Source organism: Mesorhizobium sp. L48C026A00 (assembly GCF_000502375.1).
GTDB lineage: Bacteria > Pseudomonadota > Alphaproteobacteria > Rhizobiales > Rhizobiaceae > Mesorhizobium > Mesorhizobium muleiense.
Map to the genome: position 1 here is coordinate 64,372 of NZ_AYWU01000013.1, position 19,157 is coordinate 83,528.

At 62.3% G+C, this 19,157-nt stretch carries 18 protein-coding genes; 11 read left to right on the top strand and 7 right to left on the bottom strand.

The window, feature by feature from the left end:
• Positions 1-175: 175 nt before the first annotated feature.
• From X738_RS62820 to X738_RS62830, 3 genes are all read right to left on the bottom strand, one after another.
• Entirely contained in the window at positions 176-1,018 is an 843-nt protein-coding gene (locus tag X738_RS62820; RefSeq protein WP_023800303.1) for an SH3 domain-containing protein, read from the bottom strand.
• 228 nt (positions 1,019-1,246) lie between these two features.
• The gene (locus tag X738_RS62825; RefSeq protein ID WP_023800304.1) at positions 1,247-2,530 is read right to left on the bottom strand and encodes an NAD(P)/FAD-dependent oxidoreductase; all 1,284 of its coding nucleotides are present in this window, start codon (positions 2,528-2,530) and stop codon (positions 1,247-1,249) included.
• Positions 2,531-2,683: 153 nt separating this feature from the next.
• Entirely contained in the window at positions 2,684-4,120 is a 1,437-nt protein-coding gene (locus X738_RS62830; RefSeq protein WP_023800305.1) for a glutamine synthetase family protein, read from the bottom strand.
• A gap of 148 nt (positions 4,121-4,268) precedes the next feature.
• Here X738_RS62830 and X738_RS62835 point away from each other — a divergent pair, with 148 nt between their 5' ends.
• The 5 genes from X738_RS62835 (at position 4,269) to X738_RS62855 (ending at position 8,771) form a co-directional block, all read left to right on the top strand.
• Complete coding sequence (locus X738_RS62835; protein ID WP_023800306.1) at positions 4,269-4,985, top strand: HAD family hydrolase; 717 nt, start codon at positions 4,269-4,271, stop codon at positions 4,983-4,985.
• Between the two features lie 306 nt (positions 4,986-5,291).
• Positions 5,292-6,173 carry a metal ABC transporter substrate-binding protein gene (locus X738_RS62840; protein ID WP_198032843.1) on the top strand — a complete coding sequence of 294 codons (882 nt, stop codon included), beginning with the start codon at positions 5,292-5,294 and terminating at the stop codon, positions 6,171-6,173.
• A complete protein-coding gene (locus X738_RS62845; RefSeq protein ID WP_023800308.1) occupies positions 6,170-7,075 on the top strand; it encodes a manganese/iron ABC transporter ATP-binding protein in 906 nt (301 codons plus the stop codon). Before X738_RS62840 ends, X738_RS62845 begins: the two co-directional genes overlap by 4 nt.
• A complete protein-coding gene (gene sitC / locus X738_RS62850; RefSeq protein WP_023800309.1) occupies positions 7,072-7,929 on the top strand; it encodes an iron/manganese ABC transporter permease subunit SitC in 858 nt (285 codons plus the stop codon). The genes X738_RS62845 and sitC overlap by 4 nt, the downstream gene beginning before the upstream one ends.
• Complete coding sequence (locus X738_RS62855) at positions 7,926-8,771, top strand: metal ABC transporter permease (RefSeq protein ID WP_023800310.1); 846 nt, start codon at positions 7,926-7,928, stop codon at positions 8,769-8,771. Before sitC ends, X738_RS62855 begins: the two co-directional genes overlap by 4 nt.
• A gap of 136 nt (positions 8,772-8,907) precedes the next feature.
• Here the strand turns inward: X738_RS62855 and X738_RS62860 are convergent, their stop codons facing one another.
• From X738_RS62860 to aceA, 4 genes are all read right to left on the bottom strand, one after another.
• Positions 8,908-9,351, bottom strand: a complete 444-nt coding sequence (locus X738_RS62860) for a Fur family transcriptional regulator (RefSeq protein ID WP_023800311.1) — start codon at positions 9,349-9,351, stop codon at positions 8,908-8,910.
• Between the two features lie 195 nt (positions 9,352-9,546).
• Positions 9,547-9,960 (bottom strand): response regulator, encoded by a 414-nt coding sequence (locus X738_RS62865; protein WP_084833765.1) that lies wholly within the window; start codon positions 9,958-9,960, stop codon positions 9,547-9,549.
• A gap of 278 nt (positions 9,961-10,238) precedes the next feature.
• Positions 10,239-10,481, bottom strand: coding sequence for an SMc00767 family acetate metabolism repressor (locus tag X738_RS62870; protein ID WP_023800313.1), 243 nt, complete (start codon positions 10,479-10,481; stop codon positions 10,239-10,241).
• Between the two features lie 64 nt (positions 10,482-10,545).
• A complete protein-coding gene (gene aceA / locus X738_RS62875; RefSeq protein WP_023800314.1) occupies positions 10,546-11,835 on the bottom strand; it encodes an isocitrate lyase in 1,290 nt (429 codons plus the stop codon).
• Between the two features lie 245 nt (positions 11,836-12,080).
• Here aceA and X738_RS62880 point away from each other — a divergent pair, with 245 nt between their 5' ends.
• The 6 genes from X738_RS62880 to X738_RS62905 all read left to right on the top strand — a co-directional run bounded on the left by X738_RS62880 (position 12,081) and on the right by X738_RS62905 (position 19,104).
• On the top strand, positions 12,081-13,535 hold the full coding sequence (locus X738_RS62880) for a helix-turn-helix domain-containing protein (protein ID WP_023800315.1): 1,455 nt from the start codon (positions 12,081-12,083) through the stop codon (positions 13,533-13,535).
• A 147-nt stretch (positions 13,536-13,682) separates the two neighbouring features.
• Entirely contained in the window at positions 13,683-14,636 is a 954-nt protein-coding gene (locus tag X738_RS62885; RefSeq protein WP_023800316.1) for a DMT family transporter, read from the top strand.
• A gap of 357 nt (positions 14,637-14,993) precedes the next feature.
• The gene (locus X738_RS62890) at positions 14,994-16,091 is read left to right on the top strand and encodes a polyamine ABC transporter substrate-binding protein (RefSeq protein ID WP_023800317.1); all 1,098 of its coding nucleotides are present in this window, start codon (positions 14,994-14,996) and stop codon (positions 16,089-16,091) included.
• A 73-nt stretch (positions 16,092-16,164) separates the two neighbouring features.
• Positions 16,165-17,304, top strand: coding sequence for an ABC transporter ATP-binding protein (locus X738_RS62895; RefSeq protein ID WP_023800318.1), 1,140 nt, complete (start codon positions 16,165-16,167; stop codon positions 17,302-17,304).
• Between the two features lie 10 nt (positions 17,305-17,314).
• Positions 17,315-18,289 carry an ABC transporter permease subunit gene (locus X738_RS62900; protein WP_023800319.1) on the top strand — a complete coding sequence of 325 codons (975 nt, stop codon included), beginning with the start codon at positions 17,315-17,317 and terminating at the stop codon, positions 18,287-18,289.
• Positions 18,286-19,104: an ABC transporter permease gene (locus X738_RS62905; protein ID WP_023800320.1), complete on the top strand. Its 819-nt coding sequence runs from the start codon at positions 18,286-18,288 to the stop codon at positions 19,102-19,104. The genes X738_RS62900 and X738_RS62905 overlap by 4 nt, the downstream gene beginning before the upstream one ends.
• The last annotated feature ends 53 nt before the right edge of the window (positions 19,105-19,157 follow it).

Genomic DNA, 19,157 nt, shown 5'->3' on the forward strand with positions numbered 1-19,157 from the left:
CAGCCAAATGAGCCGTGGGCAACGTCAAGGAATGGCCTGACCGGCCCCTAAGGCGCGTCGCCTTGAATGGACTCATGCGATGCGCTTTGGGCTCTTGTTTTTATGCATGTCGTTGTCGCAAAACCGCTGCGCACCCTCGGTTCAAGCCCGAGGGCATGCTTTTGCGCGACATGCATCAGGCGCCGGTCTTGACGAAGCTCTTGTAGATCCAGCCGCGTTTGCCGTTGTAGACGATCTGGCACCATTTCTTGCAGCCCATCACCTGAACCGAGGTCTTGGCGGGAATGGTGACGATGGCGGCCGCACTGTTCTTCGGACCGGTGCGCATGGTGACGCCCCTGAGGATGCGTCCGGTATCTGCCGCGCTTGCTTGCTTGGCCTCGACTTTGGCCTGGGTGCCATCCTTCTGTGTCGCGGCCGGCAGCGGCTTCGGGGTCGAGATGGCGGCGGTTGGCGCACCGTCCGTCGCCGCCTTGGCGGGAGCAGCGACTTTGGCAATCAATGCTGCCACTTTGGTTTTCGCTGCCGGATCGGCGAATGCCGCCGCAGCGGACGGCTTGTCTGCTTTTTCAGCCTGGCCCGCCATCTGGCCGCCCGCCGTCTGGCCGGATGTGGTCTTCGGTCCCGATCCTGTCCAGCGAGGATCATTGGGCGCCAGCGCCGCTATCTCGGCCTTCGCTGCAACCACCGCCGACGAAATCGCATCGGTCTTGCTCGCAGCCTGCTGCGCCGCGGCTACCCTCGCGGCCACGGCCGCGGCCGGCACGATCCTTGTCGTTTTCACCGGAATGCTGGAAACGATCTGCTCGGGACTGGCGACCGCTTGTCTCTCGGTGGCCGGCAATGCCAGCCATAGCGCCACCGCTGCCACGCCAAGCAGCGCTGCTGTGCCAAACGCGGCGATGACCAGATGCAGGTTCGACCGGATTTGCCGCCAGAACCTGGGCTGCATGTCGTAGCCAAACTGCATCGCAAAGCGCCGTCGTTCCGGCGCGCCGAAACTGAAGGGCTCTCTCACTCTTACAACCTCCATTTGCGGGCCAACGTTCTTACGACCTGTGCCGGGAAACCGGCATCTGGTCGGCATCGGTCCCAATCCAACGCGGGCAGGCCCGCAAAATCCCCCTTCGACTGCCCAGAACCGGCATCCTTTGCCGGCGATTGTGGCATCACTGCGCCCTTGCCGGGCGGATTCTGCACGTTTACCATCGATTCTGCAACTTGCAAGGGATTTTACAACCTGTGGTTATATGCGGTCCCTCAAGGCATACCAGTTGAGCGCAAGAAACAGCAGAGGCGCGCGCAAGCGCCGGCCACCGGGAAAGGCCGGGATGTTCAGGTCCTCGATCAGCCTCAGCCGGTCCCGGTTGCCGGCGACGGTTTCGGCATAGAGCTTGCCGAAAAAGTTGGACAGCATGACGCCGTGGCCGGAATAGCCGCCGACCGAGATCACATTGGGCATCACCTCGCGGACGAACGGTTTTCTCGGCATCGTGATGCCGACATAGCCGCCCCAGCCATGGGTGATCTCGACATCCCTGAGATCAGGGTAAAGCTCGGCGATCTGCCGGCGGATGTGGACATGGATGTCTTTCGGATCGTTGACCGCGTAGATCTCGCGCCCGCCGAACAGCAGCCGCCCATCCGTCGATTTGCGGAAATAGCGGACGACGAAGCGGGAATCGTCGACCGCCTCACCGCCCGGCAACACGTTTGAAGCCCCAAGCGGCACCGTCGCGCCGATGAAGGAGCCGATCGGCATGATATGCGCGGCGCTGATCGGCTCGAGCGTGCCGCCATGGGCGTTGACGCCAATCAGACATTTCTCGGCTGATATCGTGCCTTTCGGCGTCGTGACCCTGACCTTGCCGCCAACGGACGCGATGGCGGTCGCCGGCGTCTGCTCGAACAGCTGCGCGCCCGCCTGCGCCGCCACTTTTGCCGTGCCGATCACCAGCTTCAGCGGATGGATGTGCCCGGTGCCGGTGTCGCGGGTGCCGCCGAAATAGCGCGCCGAGCCCAACCGCTCCGCCGTCTCCCTGGCGTCCATGAAGCTGATGTGCGGATAGCCGAAGCGGTTCGCCATGATCTCGGCATGCGCCTTGTAGTCGTCGACATAGCGCTGCTTGTGCGCCACCGACATCTGGCCGGGCATGTAGTCGATCTCGATCTTGTTGACAGCGGCGAATTCGAGGAGATGCGCCTTGGCCTCTTCGGCGAGGTCGAACAGCGCCTTGGCCCGGGAAAAGCCGTATTCCGATTCGAGCTCCTCGGCCCAGGCGCGCTGACCGGTGCCGAGCTGGCCGCCATTGCGGCCCGATGCGCCGTCGCCGAAACGATGCGCGTCGATCAGCACGACATTGCTGCCGGCCCTGGCGAGGTGCACCGCCGCCGACAGGCCGGTAAAACCGCCGCCAACGACGACGACCTCGCACCTCAGGTCACCGTCGAGCGCCTTGTATTCGGGCCGCGGCTCGGCCGTGTCCTCATACCAGGAGCGGCCGGGGGAGATTGGGGATTGGTCAGTCAGGATTGCACCGCCTTTCGGCGGTGGTGAATAGTGAATGGTAAATGGTGAATGGACGACAAAGCGGCTCGCTTGCCATCGGCGACGATGTCGTTCAGTTCAACCATTCACCATTCACCATTCACCATTCACCATTCAACTCGACGCAGTAGCCACTCACACATTCAACAACAGATACTCCCGCTCCCACGGGCTGATCACTTCCATGAAGGTCTCGAATTCCGCTCGCTTGATCGCCGCATAGGTGGCGGCAAACGACTTGCCGAGCAGCGCGCAGAGTTCCTCGTCGGCTTCGAACAGGTCGACCGCCTCGAGCAGGCTGCGCGGCAGGTCGATCTCGGCCGCGTTGGCGGTGGTGAGAACCGGCGGTTCGGCCTTGATCTTGTTGGTCATGCCGATCAGCCCGCAGGCGAGCGATGCGGCCATCGCCAGATAGGGATTGGCGTCGGAGGAGGGGATGCGGTTCTCGACGCGCCTGGCTGCCGGGTCGGAGCGCGGGACGCGGAAGGCGGTGGTGCGGTTGTCGTAGCCCCATTTGTTGTTGACCGGCGCCGAAGCCGACTGCGTCAGCCGGCGATAGGAATTGACGTAGGGCGCAAACATCACCAGCGCGTTCGGCACATGTTTCTGCATGCCGCCGAGGAAATGGAAAAAGGCTTCGGTTTCCGAGCCGTCCTCGGCAGAAAAGACGTTCCTGCCGGTCTTCTTGTCGATGATCGATTGGTGGATATGCATGGCCGACCCGGGCTGCCCCTGGATCGGCTTGGCCATGAAGGTGGCATAGATCTCATGCTTCAGCGCCGCCTCGCGGATGGTGCGCTTGAACATGAACACCTGGTCGGCCAGTTCGATCGGATCGCCGTGGCGCAGATTGATCTCGAGCTGGCCGGCGCCTTCCTCGTGGATCAGCGTGTCGATTTCCAGGCCCTGGCTTTCGGAGAAATGGTAGATGTCGTCGATCAGTTCGTCGAACTCGTTGACGCCGGCGATCGAATAGCCGGCGCCACCGCCGATCGCCCGTCCCGAACGCCCGACCGGCGGGGTCAGTGGGTAGTCCGGATCGGGATTCTTGCGCACCAGGTAGAACTCGATCTCGGGCGCTACCACCGGCTTCAGCCCGCGCTTGTCGTAAGCGGCAAGCACACGCTTCAGCACGTTGCGCGGCGTGAACTCGACCGAGCGGCCGTCCTGGTGGACGAGGTCGCAGATGACCGCCGCCGTCGGGTCCTCTTCCCACGGCACCACGGTCAGCGTCGAAAGGTCCGGCATCAGCTTGAGGTCGCCGTCGTCTTCCGGATAGTTGAAGCCGTTGCCGTTCTCGGGGTAGCCGCCGGAGATCGTCGTCATGAACACCGCCGAAGGCAGCGCCAGCGAGGTGTTGGAGGTGAATTTCTTCGACGGCATCATCTTGCCGCGCGCAACGCCGGCCTGGTCGGGCGTGATGCATTCGATATCCTCGATGCCGCGCCACGCCAGCCAGGCGCCGACTTCCTTCCAGTTTTTCACACCACGTTGATTTTTCACGAAGGCAGGCGTGCGGATACGTCCTCCGCGGTTCGACGGACGGACTTCCTTTTTTGCAGGCGGCATCATTCACCAGATTGGGTTGCGGATTTGGGAGTATAGCCGGGGCCGGTGATGGAAGGGAAGGGGAGCGGCCCTGCCTTCGCCCGCCAGTTGAAAATCGCTCCGGGCAGCTTAGGTTCGACGCAAGCTCAATGATCTCGTTTGAAGGCGTCGAATGCGGAACAATCATGAATTGACCACGATCGGCTTCGATGCCGACGACACGCTCTGGCAGAACGAGCAGTTCTTCCGCATCACCGAAAGGCACTTTGCCGCGCTGCTCGCCGATCATGCCGAGGAGGAGCACATCTCGGCAAGATTGCTGGAGGCCGAGAAGCGCAATCTCGCCGTTTACGGCTTCGGCATCAAGGGGTTTACGCTGTCTATGATCGAAACGGCGATCGAGATTACCGACGGCCGCGCGCCGGCCTCGGTCATCGCCGAAATTCTCGCCGCGGGCCGCGAGATGCTTGGCCATCCGATCGAGGCGCTGCCTCATGCGCGCGAAACCGTTGAAAAACTGGCGGATGCCTATCGCCTGGTGCTGATCACCAAGGGCGACCTTTTCGACCAGGAACGCAAGCTGGCTCAATCGGGCCTCGGTGACCTGTTCGATGCCGTCGAGATCGTCAGCGACAAGAGCCCCGCCACTTATACCAGCATCTTCAGCCGCCACGGTGATGGAGCCGAAAAAAGCATGATGGTCGGCAATTCGCTCAAGTCGGACGTGGTGCCGGCCATCGAGGCCGGCAGTTGGGGCATCCACGTGCCGCATGAGCTGACCTGGGCGCTGGAACATGTCGAGCCGCCGGTCACCGCGCCTCGCTTCCGCCAGATAGCCGATCTCTCGGAATTGCCCCGGCTGGTCGAAAGCATCGGGAAAGCCGGCTGATCGCATGTCTCGGCGTCGAACCGGACGTGCGCGGCAGGCGTATCGATGCCGGACATAGCGCGTCGCAATCCTTGTTGTTCGCTCCGCCAAAGAGCCGTGCTGTCGCTGACCCTCCATCGCGCGGCCCCCCTCCATCGCGCGGCTCTTGAACAATCGATGCTGTAAAATCGTTTTCTACTTGCAAATCAGTCGCAATTGCAGAATATGCGACAAGCGCGGCGTTACAGCGCCCGCGCGGCATGCGAGTAATCGCGACAGGAGATTTTGATGATCGAGAGATACGGGCGATGGGTTGCCGTCGGGTTGATGGCTGCGGTTTTCGCTGCGGCAGTGGCTTCAAGCCCAGCGAAAGCGCAGGAAAAATTCAAGGCCGTGACGACCTTCACCGTCATCGCCGACATGGCGAAGAACGTGGCGGGCGACGCAGCGATCGTGGAATCGATCACCAAGCCGGGGGCGGAGATCCACAATTACGCGCCGACGCCGGGCGACATTCAGCGGGCTCAGGGCGCAAAGCTCATTCTGTGGAACGGGCTCAACCTCGAAGTCTGGTTCGAAAAATTCTTCCAGAACCTCAGCGACGTGCCCGGCGCCATCGTCTCCGAGGGCGTCCAACCGATGAGCATCGCCGAGGGACCCTATACCGGCAAACCGAATCCGCATGCCTGGATGTCGCCGACAAACGCGCTGATCTACGTCGACAACATCCGCGACGCCTTCGTCGAGCACGATCCGGCGCATGCCGAGACCTACAAGGCCAATGCGGAAGCCTACAAGGCAAAGATAGAGGCGGCCGTCGCGCCGATCCGCGATAAGCTTGCCTCGATCCCGCAGGACAGGCGCTGGCTGGTGTCGAGCGAAGGCGCTTTCTCCTACCTCGCACGCGATTTCGCGCTGAAGGAGCTTTATTTGTGGCCGATCAACGCTGACCAGCAAGGCACCCCGCAGCAGGTTCGCAAGGTGATCGACGCCGTCAGGGACAACAAGATCGTCGCCGTCTTCAGTGAAAGCACCGTGTCGGACAAGCCGGCCCGGCAGGTCGCGCGCGAGACGGGGGTCCATTACGGTGGCGTGCTCTACGTCGATTCCCTCAGCGAGGCGGACGGCCCGGTGCCGACCTATATCGACCTGCTGCGTGTGACATCGGATACAATTCAGAAAGGCCTCGCCGCAGGGCTGTCGCAATGAACGAAGCCGTTCCGCCTCTTGCCGCCGCGTCCGAGGATGCGGGAGGCGGTCTCGCCGTGCGCGGCGCGACCGTCACCTACCGCAACGGCCTCACGGCGCTGCGCGATGCGAGCTTTGAAATTCCGACAGGCACGATCACGGCACTTGTCGGTGTCAACGGCTCGGGCAAGTCGACGCTGTTCAAAGCCATCATGGGCTTCGTGCGGCTGGCAAAGGGAGAGATTCTTGTTCTCGGACGGCCGGCCGCGGCCGCGCTGAGGAAGAACGTCGTCGCCTATGTGCCGCAGGCCGAGGAGGTCGACTGGGACTTTCCAGTACTGGTCGAGGACGTCGTCATGATGGGGCGTTACGGCCATATGGGCATGATGCGCATTCCGAAGGCTGCTGATCGCGAGGCGGTTACATCGGCGCTTGCGCGTGTCGGCATGAGCGATTTCCGCAAGCGCCAGATCGGCGAGCTTTCGGGCGGGCAGAAGAAGCGCGTCTTTCTCGCTCGGGCGCTGGCGCAGGACGGGCGCGTCATCCTGCTCGACGAGCCCTTCACTGGCGTCGACGTCAGGACCGAGGACGCTATCATCGAACTGCTGCGCGCGCTCCGGGACGAAGGCCGGGTGATGCTGGTCTCGACGCATAATCTGGGTAGCGTGCCGGAGTTCTGCGACCGTGCCGTGCTGCTCCGGAACACGGTCCTTGCCTACGGGCCGACAGGCCAGACCTTCACGCAGGCGAACCTGGAAAAGGCTTTCGGCGGCGTCTTGCGTCATTTCGTGCTGGGCGGCGCCGGGCTGCATGAGGACGACGACAGGCGCCGCCTTGCCGTCATCACCGACGACGAGCAGCCACTGGTCTTCTACGGAGAGAACGGAGCCATGCAGCACAAGATGCGGGAACCGGACGAATGAGTGTCCTGCTCGAGCCGTTCGGCTACGAATATATGCTCAATGCCATGTGGGTGTCCGCCCTGGTCGGAGGTGTCTGCGCCTTCCTGTCCTGCTATCTGATGCTGAAAGGCTGGTCGCTGATCGGTGACGCGCTCTCGCATTCGATCGTGCCGGGCGTCGCCGGCGCCTATATGCTGGGCCTTCCCTTCTCGATCGGCGCCTTCTTCTCCGGCGGGCTCGCCGCTGCGGCGATGCTCTTCCTCAACCAGCGCACCAAGCTGAAGGAAGACGCCATCATCGGCCTGATCTTCTCCTCCTTCTTCGGCCTCGGCTTGTTCATGGTGTCGCTGTCGCCGACCTCGGTGAATATCCAGACGATCGTGCTCGGCAACATCCTGGCCATCACGCCGGAAGACACGCTTCAACTCGCCATCATAGGCTTCGTCTCGCTCGCCGTCCTGCTGGTGAAATGGAAGGATCTGATGGTGGTCTTCTTCGACGAGAGCCATGCCCGCTCGATCGGCCTCAACCCGAGCTCGCTCAAGATCATGTTCTTCATGCTGCTTTCGGCCTCCACGGTCGCCGCGCTCCAGACCGTCGGCGCCTTTCTCGTCATCTGCATGGTGGTGACGCCCGGCGCGACCGCTTATCTTCTGACGGACCGCTTTCCGCGCCTGCTGGTCATCGCGGTTGTCATCGGCGCGGTCACGAGTTTCACCGGCGCCTATGCCAGCTATTTCCTCGACGGCGCCACCGGGGGCATCATCGTCGTGTTGCAGACGCTGATCTTTCTCGCCGCCTTCTTCTTCGCTCCCAAGCATGGAATGCTGGCAGCCCGCCGCCGCGCGGCGAGCGCCTTGGAGGCCAGCCTATGAGCATCCTCGATACACTGCTTGCCCCCTTCCAGTTCGGCTTCATGGTCAATGCGCTGATTGCTTCGGTGCTGGTCGCTGTGCCGACGGCGCTGCTCTCCTGCTTTCTCGTTCTCAAGGGCTGGTCGCTGATGGGCGACGCCATCAGCCACGCCGTCTTTCCCGGCGTGGTCATCGCTTACATCCTCGGATTCCCCTATTCGATCGGCGCCTTCGCCGCCGGGATGGTCTGCGCTCTCGCCACCGGCTTCCTCAAGGACAACAGCCGCATCAAGCAGGACACGGTAATGGGTATCGTCTTCTCCGGCATGTTCGGCTTCGGCCTGGTGCTCTACGTAAAAATTCAGTCCGACGTGCATCTCGACCACATATTGTTCGGCGACGTTCTGGGCATCGGCCTGCGCGACATCGTCGAAACGGGGCTCATTGCTGCGATCACGGCCGGCATCATCGGCATCAAGTGGCGCGACTTCCTGCTGCACGCCTTCGACCCGGCTCAGGCTCGCGCGGTTGGTCTTCGGGTCAACCTGCTCCATTACGGCCTGCTTTGCCTGATCTCGCTCACCATCGTCGGCGCGCTGAAGGCGGTCGGCATTATCATGGCCATCGCCATGCTGATCGCGCCTGGCGCCATCGCCTTCCTGCTGACAAGGAAGTTCAGCGCCATGCTGATCCTGTCGGTGGCGATTGCGGTCGCCGCATCGTTCCTAGGCGTCTATCTGTCCTTCTTCATCGACAGCGCACCGGCGCCGACCATCGTTCTCATGCTGTCTGCCGCCTTCATTGCTGCCTTCGTCGTCACCACACTCAAAGCGGGCCGAATGGAGCTCGGCGAGGAGGGCTAATGCATGTCGCCCAAAAGCATGCCCTCGGGCCTGACCCGGGAGTGCGCAGCGGTTTTGGGATAACGACATGCATAAAACAAGAACTTAAGCGCGTCGCGTGAATCCCTTCGGACGCGACGCGCTTTAGAACTGGCGGTCATTCTCTGGTTTGACGAGAGCGACGCTGTTTCTGGATCGGCTTCACGTAGATCTCCAGTCTGTGGCTGATGATCGTGAATCCGTGCTGTCGAGCGATTTCCTCCTGGAGCCGCTCGATCTCCGCCGACTGGAACTCGATGACATCTCCCGTCTCGATGTTGATGAGATGATCGTGATGCTCGCGGGGGACGGTTTCGTATCTGGCGCGCCGGTCGCCAAAGGTGTGCCGCTCCAGAATGCCCTTTTCGCGCAGAAGGCTGACGGTGCGATAGACAGTGGCGAGCGCGATCGTCGGCTCGATGGCGACAACACGGCGATGGAGTTCCACCACATCCGGATGGTCGCTGGATTCGGATAGAACGCGCATGATGACGCGGCGCGGACCGGTGATGCGCAGTCCGAGTTCCCTGCAAAGCGCGGCGATGGTCTGTTCTGAGGACATGTCATGATCCGCCAATATCGACAGCCATGTCGCGAAGTCGGAACATGCCTGCGGATTTGTTCGAAGGTGCTATCCCAGATGCGTCGCAATTGCAAAAGGACATCGGACTGGGTTCGCTGTCAGGCGGTCACATCCTGACATAAGAGATTCAGATCCGATCGCAAGAAGCGAGGAAGGAGCCGGATCGGACGCCGGCTAGCTGCGTCCGAGCCCGATCAAATGGTCGATCACCGGCTGCAGCCGTTCGGTCGTGATCGGCTTGACGACCACCGCATCGACGACGCTCGACAGGCCGAGGCTCTCCGGTGTGCCGCTTTTGGTCGAGAGCAGGATCACCGAGGGACGCGACCTGCCCGAGATGCGTCGCAGCGCATCGATATCAGACATCAGTGCGTCGCAGTCCTTGTTGTCGGCTCCGCCATCGAGGACGATCGCTCCGGGAATGAGCGAGCGCAGCGTCGTTGCTGCCGTTTCGGGCGATTCCGAGATCGGTTTGAGCCCGGACCGTTCGACGATTTTCGAAACCACCACCCGGTTGACCGGCGATTTTCCGACGACGAGCACGCGGGTGAAGTCGGTGAGCATTTCGGGGTCCACATTCCGGCTCATCAAACTCAACTGGTTCACAGTGCGATTCAAGGGGCGCATGAGCAGGGCGGGCACTCGTTGTTTCAATGCAGGGTTGTACTTTCGAAACAATTGCCGTGAGATCGCTGCCTATGTCAAGCTGAAATGGCCGGCGTCGAGAACATCGCAAGAAAGGTTAAAATTTAAAGCAAGTTCTTTTCTGGCCGTGCATGCAAACTGGTTGTGCAAGTGCAAATCACCTGCGCAGAGAACTGCGCAGGTGATGCCGAATCCGCCAGCAGGATTTCGTCGGATTGCGATCAGCCGCCGCTCCGCTGCGTGACGATGACCGGGATCAGCAGGTCGCCCCAGTTGCCGTCGCCGCCATGGTGCCGTGCCGAGCGCACGAGTTCTACCGACACACCGGCCTCGACCGCCTTCATCACCGACTGGTTGAGCCTGTGCAGGTCGTTTGCCAGCATGCGGATGGTCGCCTGCTGGTCGACGGTCATGGTGGTGGCCTGTTCTTCGGCCCGTTCCTTGACGCGGCTTATCGATGCCATTGGTCTTCTCCTTGCGTATTTTTTACCCCTTTTGGGGCGTTGCCTCTATTTTGTTGCGTTCGTGCTATTCCGCCGCCGGTTTGAACTGGGCGTGCTCGGTCGATTCATGCATGGCCGTGGTCGAAGACCGGCCACCGCTGATCGCCATCGACACGGCGTCGAAATAGCCGGTGCCGACTTCGCGCTGGTGCTTGGTCGCGGTGTAGCCGTGGGCTTCCGCCGCGAATTCAGCCTCCTGCAGTTCGGAATAAGCCGCCATCTGACGCGCCTTGTAGCCGCGGGCGAGTTCGAACATGCCGAAATTGAGCTGGTGAAAACCGGCCAGCGTGATGAACTGGAACTTGTAGCCCATGGCGCCGAGTTCCTTCTGGAACCTGGCGATGGTGGCATCGTCGAGGTTCTTCTTCCAGTTGAACGACGGCGAGCAATTATAGGCGAGAAGCTTGCCAGGATGGTGCCTGTGAACGCCCTCGGCGAACTTCTTGGCCTGAGCCAGATCGGGCTTGGAGGTTTCGCACCAGATCAGGTCGGCGTGGGGCGCGTAGGCAACGGCCCGTGCGATGCAGGGCTCGATGCCGTTCCTCACTTGATAGAAGCCCTCCACCGTACGGCCGGCGCCATAGTCGACGAAGGGCTGGTCGCGCTCGTCGATGTCGGAGGTGAGCAGCTTTGCCGCTTCCGCGTCGGTGCGCGCGACGACCAGCGTCGGCGTGCCCATGACATCGGCGGCAAGCCGCGCGGCGTTGAGGTTGCGGATGTGTGCGGCGGTCGGGATCAGCACCTTGCCGCCGAGATGGCCGCACTTCTTCTCCGACGCCAGTTGGTCCTCGTAGTGGACGCCGGCGGCACCCGCCTCGATGAAGGCCTTCATGATCTCGAAGGCATTGAGCGGTCCGCCGAAGCCGGCTTCCGCATCGGCGACAACAGGCGCGAACCAGGTGTCAACCGAAAGCCCCTTGCCTTCAGAGGTCTCGATCTGGTCGGCGCGCTGCAGGGTGCGGTTGATGCGCTTGACCAGTTCGGGCGCCGCATTGGCGGGATAAAGCGACTGGTCCGGATACATGGCGGATGCGGTGTTGGCGTCGGCCGCGACCTGCCATCCGGACAGGTAGATCGCCTTCAGCCCGGCCCGGACCTGCTGCATCGCCTGGTTGCCCGACATGGCGCCGAGCGCGTTGACGAAATCCTCTTCGTGGATGAGCTTCCAGAGCCGGTTGGCGCCCATTTCGGCGAGGCTCTGCCGGATCTGGACCGAACCGCGCAGCCGCTTCACGTCGTCCGGCGAGTAGGGCCGCTCGATGCCGTCGAAGCGGCCTTCCGGCGCCGAGGGGACGAGGTTGTAAAAATCAGTCATTGTTCGCTCCGACAGATCGTTGTTGGGATAGAAACGCCGCCTCATGAAAATTTCTGCGCCGTTTTGGTATGACAGCATTTACATTTTGGCGCGGGCCAGGCGAGGAAAACCAGAGGATTGGCTGGAAAATAAGGGAAAACCTGTGTTGCGTTTGACAGTCAGGCGCTGTAAATCTGTCATGATTGTAAAAGGCCGGCATGGCAGCGCCGCGCGGGAGTCATGTAAATTCTGTCAAGGACAGCCGAGTGGCCGATCAAAAGATCTTCGCCGGGCCGCGCATCCGCCGCATCCGCAGCGCCAAGGGCCTGACCCAGACGGCGATGGCCGAAGGTCTTGGCATCTCGCCGTCCTACCTCAATCTCATCGAGCGCAACCAGCGGCCGCTGACGGTTCAGCTGATCCTCAAGCTGGCATCTGTCTACAAGGTCGACCCGCATGAATTGCAGGGCGAGGCGAGGGGGTCGGTCACCGCCTTGAAGGAAGTGTTTTCAGATCCGCTGCTGGTCGGCGAATTGCCTGGCGACCAGGAGCTGATCGAGCTTGCCGAGGCGGCGCCCAACGCTTCCGCCGCGGTGATAAAACTGTTTCGCGCTTATCGCGAGCAGGCCGAGCGCCTTTCCGACCTCAACGAACTCCTGGCGCGTGAGGGCAAAGCGACGGCGCTGTCCGGCGCCCGCCTGCCGATCGACGAGGTGCACGAGATTTTCGAGCGCCGTCCGAACCATTTTGCCGCGCTGGAAGAGGAGGCCGAGGCATTCATTTCGGTGCTCGATCCCGGCGACGACCTGCTCGCTGCGCTGAAGGCCTGGCTGAAGCGCGAATACGGCATCGTCGTCAAGGTGCTGCCGGTCGCCACCATGCCGAACTGGCGCCGCCGCTACGACCGCCATTCGCAGCGTCTGTTCCTGTCCGAGCGCCTGTCGCCGTTCGACCAGTTGCGCGAGGTGGCGATGGAGGCCTGCCTGATCCGCATGACGGTCGCCGTGGCAAGCGAGATCCAGGCGCTGAAGCTGACCACGGATGAGGCCCGCCGGCTCGCCCGCTTCGAGCTTGGCCGCTACGCTGCCCACGCGCTGATGATGCCCTATCAATCCTTTCACGCAGCCGCCACACGCGCGCGTTACGACATCGACGTGCTGCGCTCGCGCTTCGGCGTCTCCTTCGAGCAGGCGGCGAACCGGTTGACCACGCTGCAGCGGCCGGGCACGCCGGGCGTGCCCTTCTTCATGCTCGAGGTCGACAACGCCGGCAACCGCTTCCGCAAGGCTGGCAGCCAGGGTTTTCCGCAGAGCCGCTTCGGCGGCGGCTGTCCAAAGCTTCCCGTGCATGCCGCCTTTACCCAGCCCGGCCAGATCTTCGTCGAGGCGGTGGAAATGCCCGACGGCGCCGAATTCCTCTGCGTCGCCCGCACGCTCGAGGGGCCGCAAGGCTCGTTTGCGGAGCGCCCGCGCCGTACCGCACTTCTGCTCGGCTGCGACATCGGCTTTCGTGACGAGATCGTCTACGGCGCGGCACTGCCGGGGCCGGCTGCCGCTGCGGCCGGAAAAGCCGGACAGGGCACAAGTCCGGCCACGCCGGTTGGCCCGGCTTGCCGGCTGTGCGAACGCATCGGCTGCCTCGCGCGCGCCGAGCCGCCGGTGACGCGCCCGCTCGGCCTCGACGAGATGGTGACCGGACTAAGCGCCTTCGATTTCCAGTGAGGTCCCGGCAGGCGACTGCCGTCTTTGCCACAACCATCGCTGCCCGGTGGACCACGCTCCGCCGCTGCCTTTGCGCTAGGCGAATGTGGCACGTTTCTGTCGTCCGCTGTGCATCGTGTTGCCTCGAAATCGCCGACAGTCGCAATCATGAGCGATATATCATCATCACCGTTAGCCGTTTCGCCTGTCGTCTCGCCGCGTGACGAGCGTGTCGGCTTCCTGCTGATTTTCCTGTCGGCGCTGATGTGGAGTTTCGGTGGCGCCATCGCCCGTTTCATCGACGCCGGAGACAGCTGGACGGTGGTGTTCTGGCGCTCGGTCTGGGCCGCCGCCTTCCTGATCTGCTTCATGGTCTGGCGCGACGGCTGGCACGGCACGGTGAGGTTGTTCCGCGGCATGGGCCTGCCCGGCCTTGCCGTGGCGTTCTGCTTCGCCACCGCATCGACCTCATTCGTCGTGGCGCTTGCCTACACCACTGTCGCCAACATCCTTTTGATGCAGGCCGGCGTGCCGCTCCTGGCGGCGCTGTTTGCCTGGGTGCTGTTTCGCGAACGGGTGGCGTTGGCGACCTGGGTGGCGATTGCCGCCGTCATTGCCGGCGTTGCCATCATGGTATCGGAATCGCTCGATGGCGCGGTGTCGCCCATCGGTGACGGCCTGGCGCTGCTTATCGCCGTGATGTTTTCGATCGCCACGGTCATCACGCGACGCTTTGCCCATGTGCGCATGACGCCGGCGACCTGCCTCGGCACGATGATTGCCGCCGCATTCGCGGCGTCGCAGGCATCGCAATTCGGCGTTTCCAGCAGCGACATGGGTTTCCTGTTTGCATTCGGCGTGGTCAATCTCGGTCTCGGCCTTGCCTTTTTCGCCACCGGCGCCCGGCTCGTTCCGGCTGCTGTCGCAGCACTGCTCGGCACTTTCGAGCCGATCCTCGGCCCGATCTGGGTCTGGCTCATCCATTCCGAGGTGCCGTCGGGACGCACCATCCTTGGCGGCACGGTCGTGGTCACGGCGCTGCTGGTCCATATCGGGCTCGAATTCAAGCGTCAGGCGCGACCCGTGCGGCCGGGTGTCACCGGCATGCCGTCGCCTAATTGATGCAGCGCACGCGCCAAAGCGAGATGAGCCATTGACAATGGCGCGGCCGCGCGGGCAGGCTGCAAATACGGCAACAACAAGACAGGCTCATCTTGCCAAGTCTCCCCTCCGGCCCGACCGAGACCGGACAACATCGTCGTATTCCTGCCCGCGCCGTGGCGAGAGCCTTTGACGGCGCCGGCATGCCACCTGGATCACGACAAAGGAACCGGGGGCTCGGCCGTTGCGCATCGAACTGCTGTCGTGTTGGCGGTTCGCGCTTGTCGCTTGTCGGAAAGCTCAATAATCTGAAGCAAACGCCCAGCCGCGCAGCCCCGCGACGTGCTGGCGATGGAACACTCATCAAAGGAGAGACGCATGATCCGCAAAGCATTCTGGCTTTCGGCGACCTCGGCATTTCTGGCGCTTTTCACCCTCGGCGCTCATGCCCAGGACCGCGTCGTCAACGTTTATAACTGGTCGGATTACATCGACAGCTCGATCATCGAAGACTTCACCAAGGAAACGGGCATCAAGGTCACCTACGACACGTTCGATTCCAACGAGCTGCTTGAGACGAAACTGCTTGCCGGCGGCAGCGGCTACGACGTTGTCGTGCCGACCGCCAATTTCCTCGCACGCCAGATCCAGGCAGGGGTGTTCCAGAAGCTCGACAAGTCGAAGCTGCCCAACATTTCCAACATGTGGGACGTCGTTTCGGAGCGCACGACCAAGTACGATCCCGGCAACGAATATTCGATCAACTACATGTGGGGCACGGTCGGCCTCGGCTATAACGTCAAGAAAGCGCAGGAAGCGCTCGGCACCGACAAGATCGACAGCTGGGACGTGTTCTTCAACCCGGAAAAGCTGGCCAAGCTGAAGGATTGCGGCGTCTATGTCCTCGATTCTCCGAGCGACATCCTGCCGAACGCGTTCAAATATCTGGGCATCGATCCTGAGACCACGTCGCTGGACGATTTCGCCAAGGCCGAAGAAGTGATGCTGAAGATCAGGCCTTACATCCGCAAGTTCCACTCGTCGGAATATATCAACGCGCTGGCCAATGGCGACATCTGCCTGGCCGTCGGCTGGTCGGGCGACGTGTTCCAGGCGCGCGACCGTGCGACGGAAGCAAACCAGGGCGTTGAGATCGCCTATTCCGTGCCGAAGGAAGGCGCCGAAATGTGGTTCGACCAGATGGCGATCCCGGCCGACGCGCCGCATCTCGCCGAAGCTCATGAATTCCTGAACTACATAATGAAGCCGGAAGTCATCGCCAAGGCGAGCAACTACGTCTTCTACGCCAACGGCAACAAGGCGTCGCAGCAGTTCATCAACAAGGAGATACTTGAGGATCCGGCGATCTACCCGGACGAGGCGACGCTGGCGAAGTTGTTCACCATCGCTCCCTACGATTCCAAGACCCAGCGCGTCGTCACCCGCACCTGGACCAGGATCGTCACCGGGCAGTAAGCGACATCAACGACCCCGGCAGGTGCTGCCGGGGTCAAGTCCTTTTGGGGATAGAACGCAGGACGGAGTGGACATGAAATCGCTTGGCAGCATCCGCAGGGATTTCGCGCCGTGGAACGATCCTAACGCCAAGCCATATATCCAGTTCGACAAAGTGACCAAGAAGTTTGGTGACTTCACCGCCGTCAACAATTTGTCGCTGACGATCTTCGAGCGCGAGTTCTTTGCCCTGCTCGGAGCGTCGGGCTGTGGAAAATCGACGCTTTTGCGGATGCTCGCCGGCTTCGAGGAGCCGACCGCCGGCCGCATCCTGCTTGACGGCCAGGATCTGCACGGCATCCCGCCGTACCGGCGGCCGGTCAACATGATGTTCCAGTCCTATGCGCTGTTCCCGCATATGACGGTCGAAAACAACATCGCCTTCGGCCTCAAGCAGGACGGCATGCCGAAGCCCGGGATCGCGGCGCGCGTTGGAGAGATGCTGAAGCTGGTCAAGCTCGAGCAGTTCGCCAAGCGCAAGCCGCACCAATTGTCCGGCGGCCAGCGCCAGCGCGTCGCGCTTGCCCGTTCGGTCGCCAAGCGGCCGAAAGTGCTGCTGCTCGACGAGCCGCTGGGCGCGCTGGACAAGAAGCTGCGCGAGGAAACACAGTTCGAGCTGATGGATCTGCAGCAGTCACTCGGCCTCACCTTCGTTGTCGTCACCCACGACCAGGAAGAGGCGATGACCATGGCCGACCGCATCGCCATCATCGACAAGGGCGAGGTGATGCAGGTGGCAACGCCGGCCGAAGTATACGAGGCGCCGGGTTCCCGTTTCGTCGCCGGCTTTGTCGGCAACGTCAACATGTTCGAAGGCAAGATTGCGCATGGCGAGGCGGGTGCTGCAAGCATCGATGCCGGCAACGGCATCACCATCCGGACCGAGAATGCCGGCGATGCCGCAACTGGCGCGGCCGTCGCCTTCGCCATCAGGCCGGAGAAGATAAAGATATCGTCGACGAGACCGGCCGGCGCTGTCAACGCCATCGAGGGTGAGGTCTACGATATCGCCTATCTCGGCGACATGACCGTCTATCACGTCAGGCTGGACGATGGCCAGGTGGTGCGAGCGAGCACGATGAACGCGGCCCGCATCACCGAGGATCCGCTGAGTTGGAACGACCGTGCCTGGGTGTCTTTCCGGCCGGATGCCGGCGTCGTGCTGACGCGATAGGGGGGCGGCCATGTCGAATGCCGCTGTCACCGCCGCAACAAGCTCTCGAGCCACCGCTGCCGGAAAATCCGCCCTGGCCAGAACGGGAGAGGCCTTCGTTGGCCGTCTTGTCATCCTCATTCCGTATCTCTGGCTGGTCTTCTTCTTCCTCATTCCGTTCGTCATCGTCTTCAAGATCTCGCTGTCGCAGACCGCGATCGCCATACCGCCCTACACGCCGGTGCTCGGCTTCGGCGACGGCCTTGCCGTTTTCTTCGCCCAGCTGAATGAGCTCAGCATCGACAACTACACGTGGCTGACCCAGGACGCGCTCTACGTCAACGCCTATGTGACCAGCGTCATCGTCGCCGCCATCTCGACGGTGCTGACATTGCTTGTCGGCTACCCGATCGCCTACGGCATGGCGCGCGCCCCGGCGATGCTGCGCCCGACTTTGCTGATGCTGGTGATCCTGCCGTTCTGGACCTCGTTCCTGATCCGGGTCTACGCCTGGATCGGCATCCTCAAGCCTGAGGGGCTGCTCAATCAGCTGCTGCTCGCCACCGGCGTCATCAGCCAGCCGCTGATCATCCTCAACACCTATACGGCGATCTTCATCGGCATCGTCTATTCCTACCTGCCGTTCATGGTGCTGCCGCTCTATTCGTCGCTGGAAAAGATGGATTATTCGCTGATCGAGGCAGCCAAGGATCTCGGCTGCCCACCGACCAGTGCCTTCTGGAAGATCACCTTTCCGCTGTCGCTGCCCGGCGTCATCGCCGGCTGCCTGCTGGTGTTCATCCCCGCGGTCGGCGAGTTCGTCATTCCCGACCTGCTCGGCGGCTCACAGACGCTGATGATCGGCAAGACGCTGTGGAACGAGTTCTTCGCCAATCGCGACTGGCCGGTGTCTTCGGCCGTCGCCGTCATCCTGCTGTTGCTGCTGATCGTGCCGATCATGCTCTTCCAGCGGGCCCAGGCCCGCGCCCAGGAGCAGGACAGATGAACCCGACCTGGAGCCGCTTCAACATCACTTCGATCGTGCTCGGCTTTGCATTTCTTTACCTGCCGATCGTCCTGCTCGTCGTCTTCTCATTCAACGAATCGAAACTGGTCACCGTCTGGGGCGGCTTCTCGACCAAATGGTACGTCTCGCTGTTCCACAACCAGGGCCTCATGGACGCCACTTGGGTAACGGCCCGCGTCGCCGTCATCTCGGCCACCGTGGCGACCGTGCTCGGCACGCTGGCGGCTCTCACCTTGACGCGCTACACACGCTTCAAGGGCCGGACACTGTTTTCCGGCATGGTCTTTGCGCCGCTGGTCATGCCGGAAGTCATTACCGGCCTGTCGCTGCTGCTGCTCTTTGTCGCCGTCGGTCTCGACCGCGGTTTTGTCACCGTCACGCTTGCCCACATCACCCTGACCATGTGCTTCGTCGCCGTCGTCGTGCAGTCGCGCCTGATCACGTTCGACCGCTCGCTGGAAGAAGCCGCGATGGATCTTGGCGCGCCGCCGGTGAAGACCTTCTTCCAGATCACGCTGCCGGTCATCATGCCGGCGATCGTGTCCGGCTGGATGCTGGCGTTCACACTGTCGCTCGACGATCTGGTCATTGCCAGCTTCACTTCAGGGCCTGGCGCCACCACGCTGCCGATGAAGATCTACAGCCAGGTTCGTCTCGGTGTGACGCCGGAGATCAACGCCGCCTGCACCATCCTGATCGCGGTTGTGGCGGTTGGCGTCATCATCGCTTCGCTCGCCAACAAGCGGCGCGCGGTCCAGCGCCAACGCGATGAGCAGGCCGCTCAGCGGGGGTGACGAAAGGGGCGGCGCCAGCAAAGCCGGCAGGAAGTACTTCTGACGACGACCGC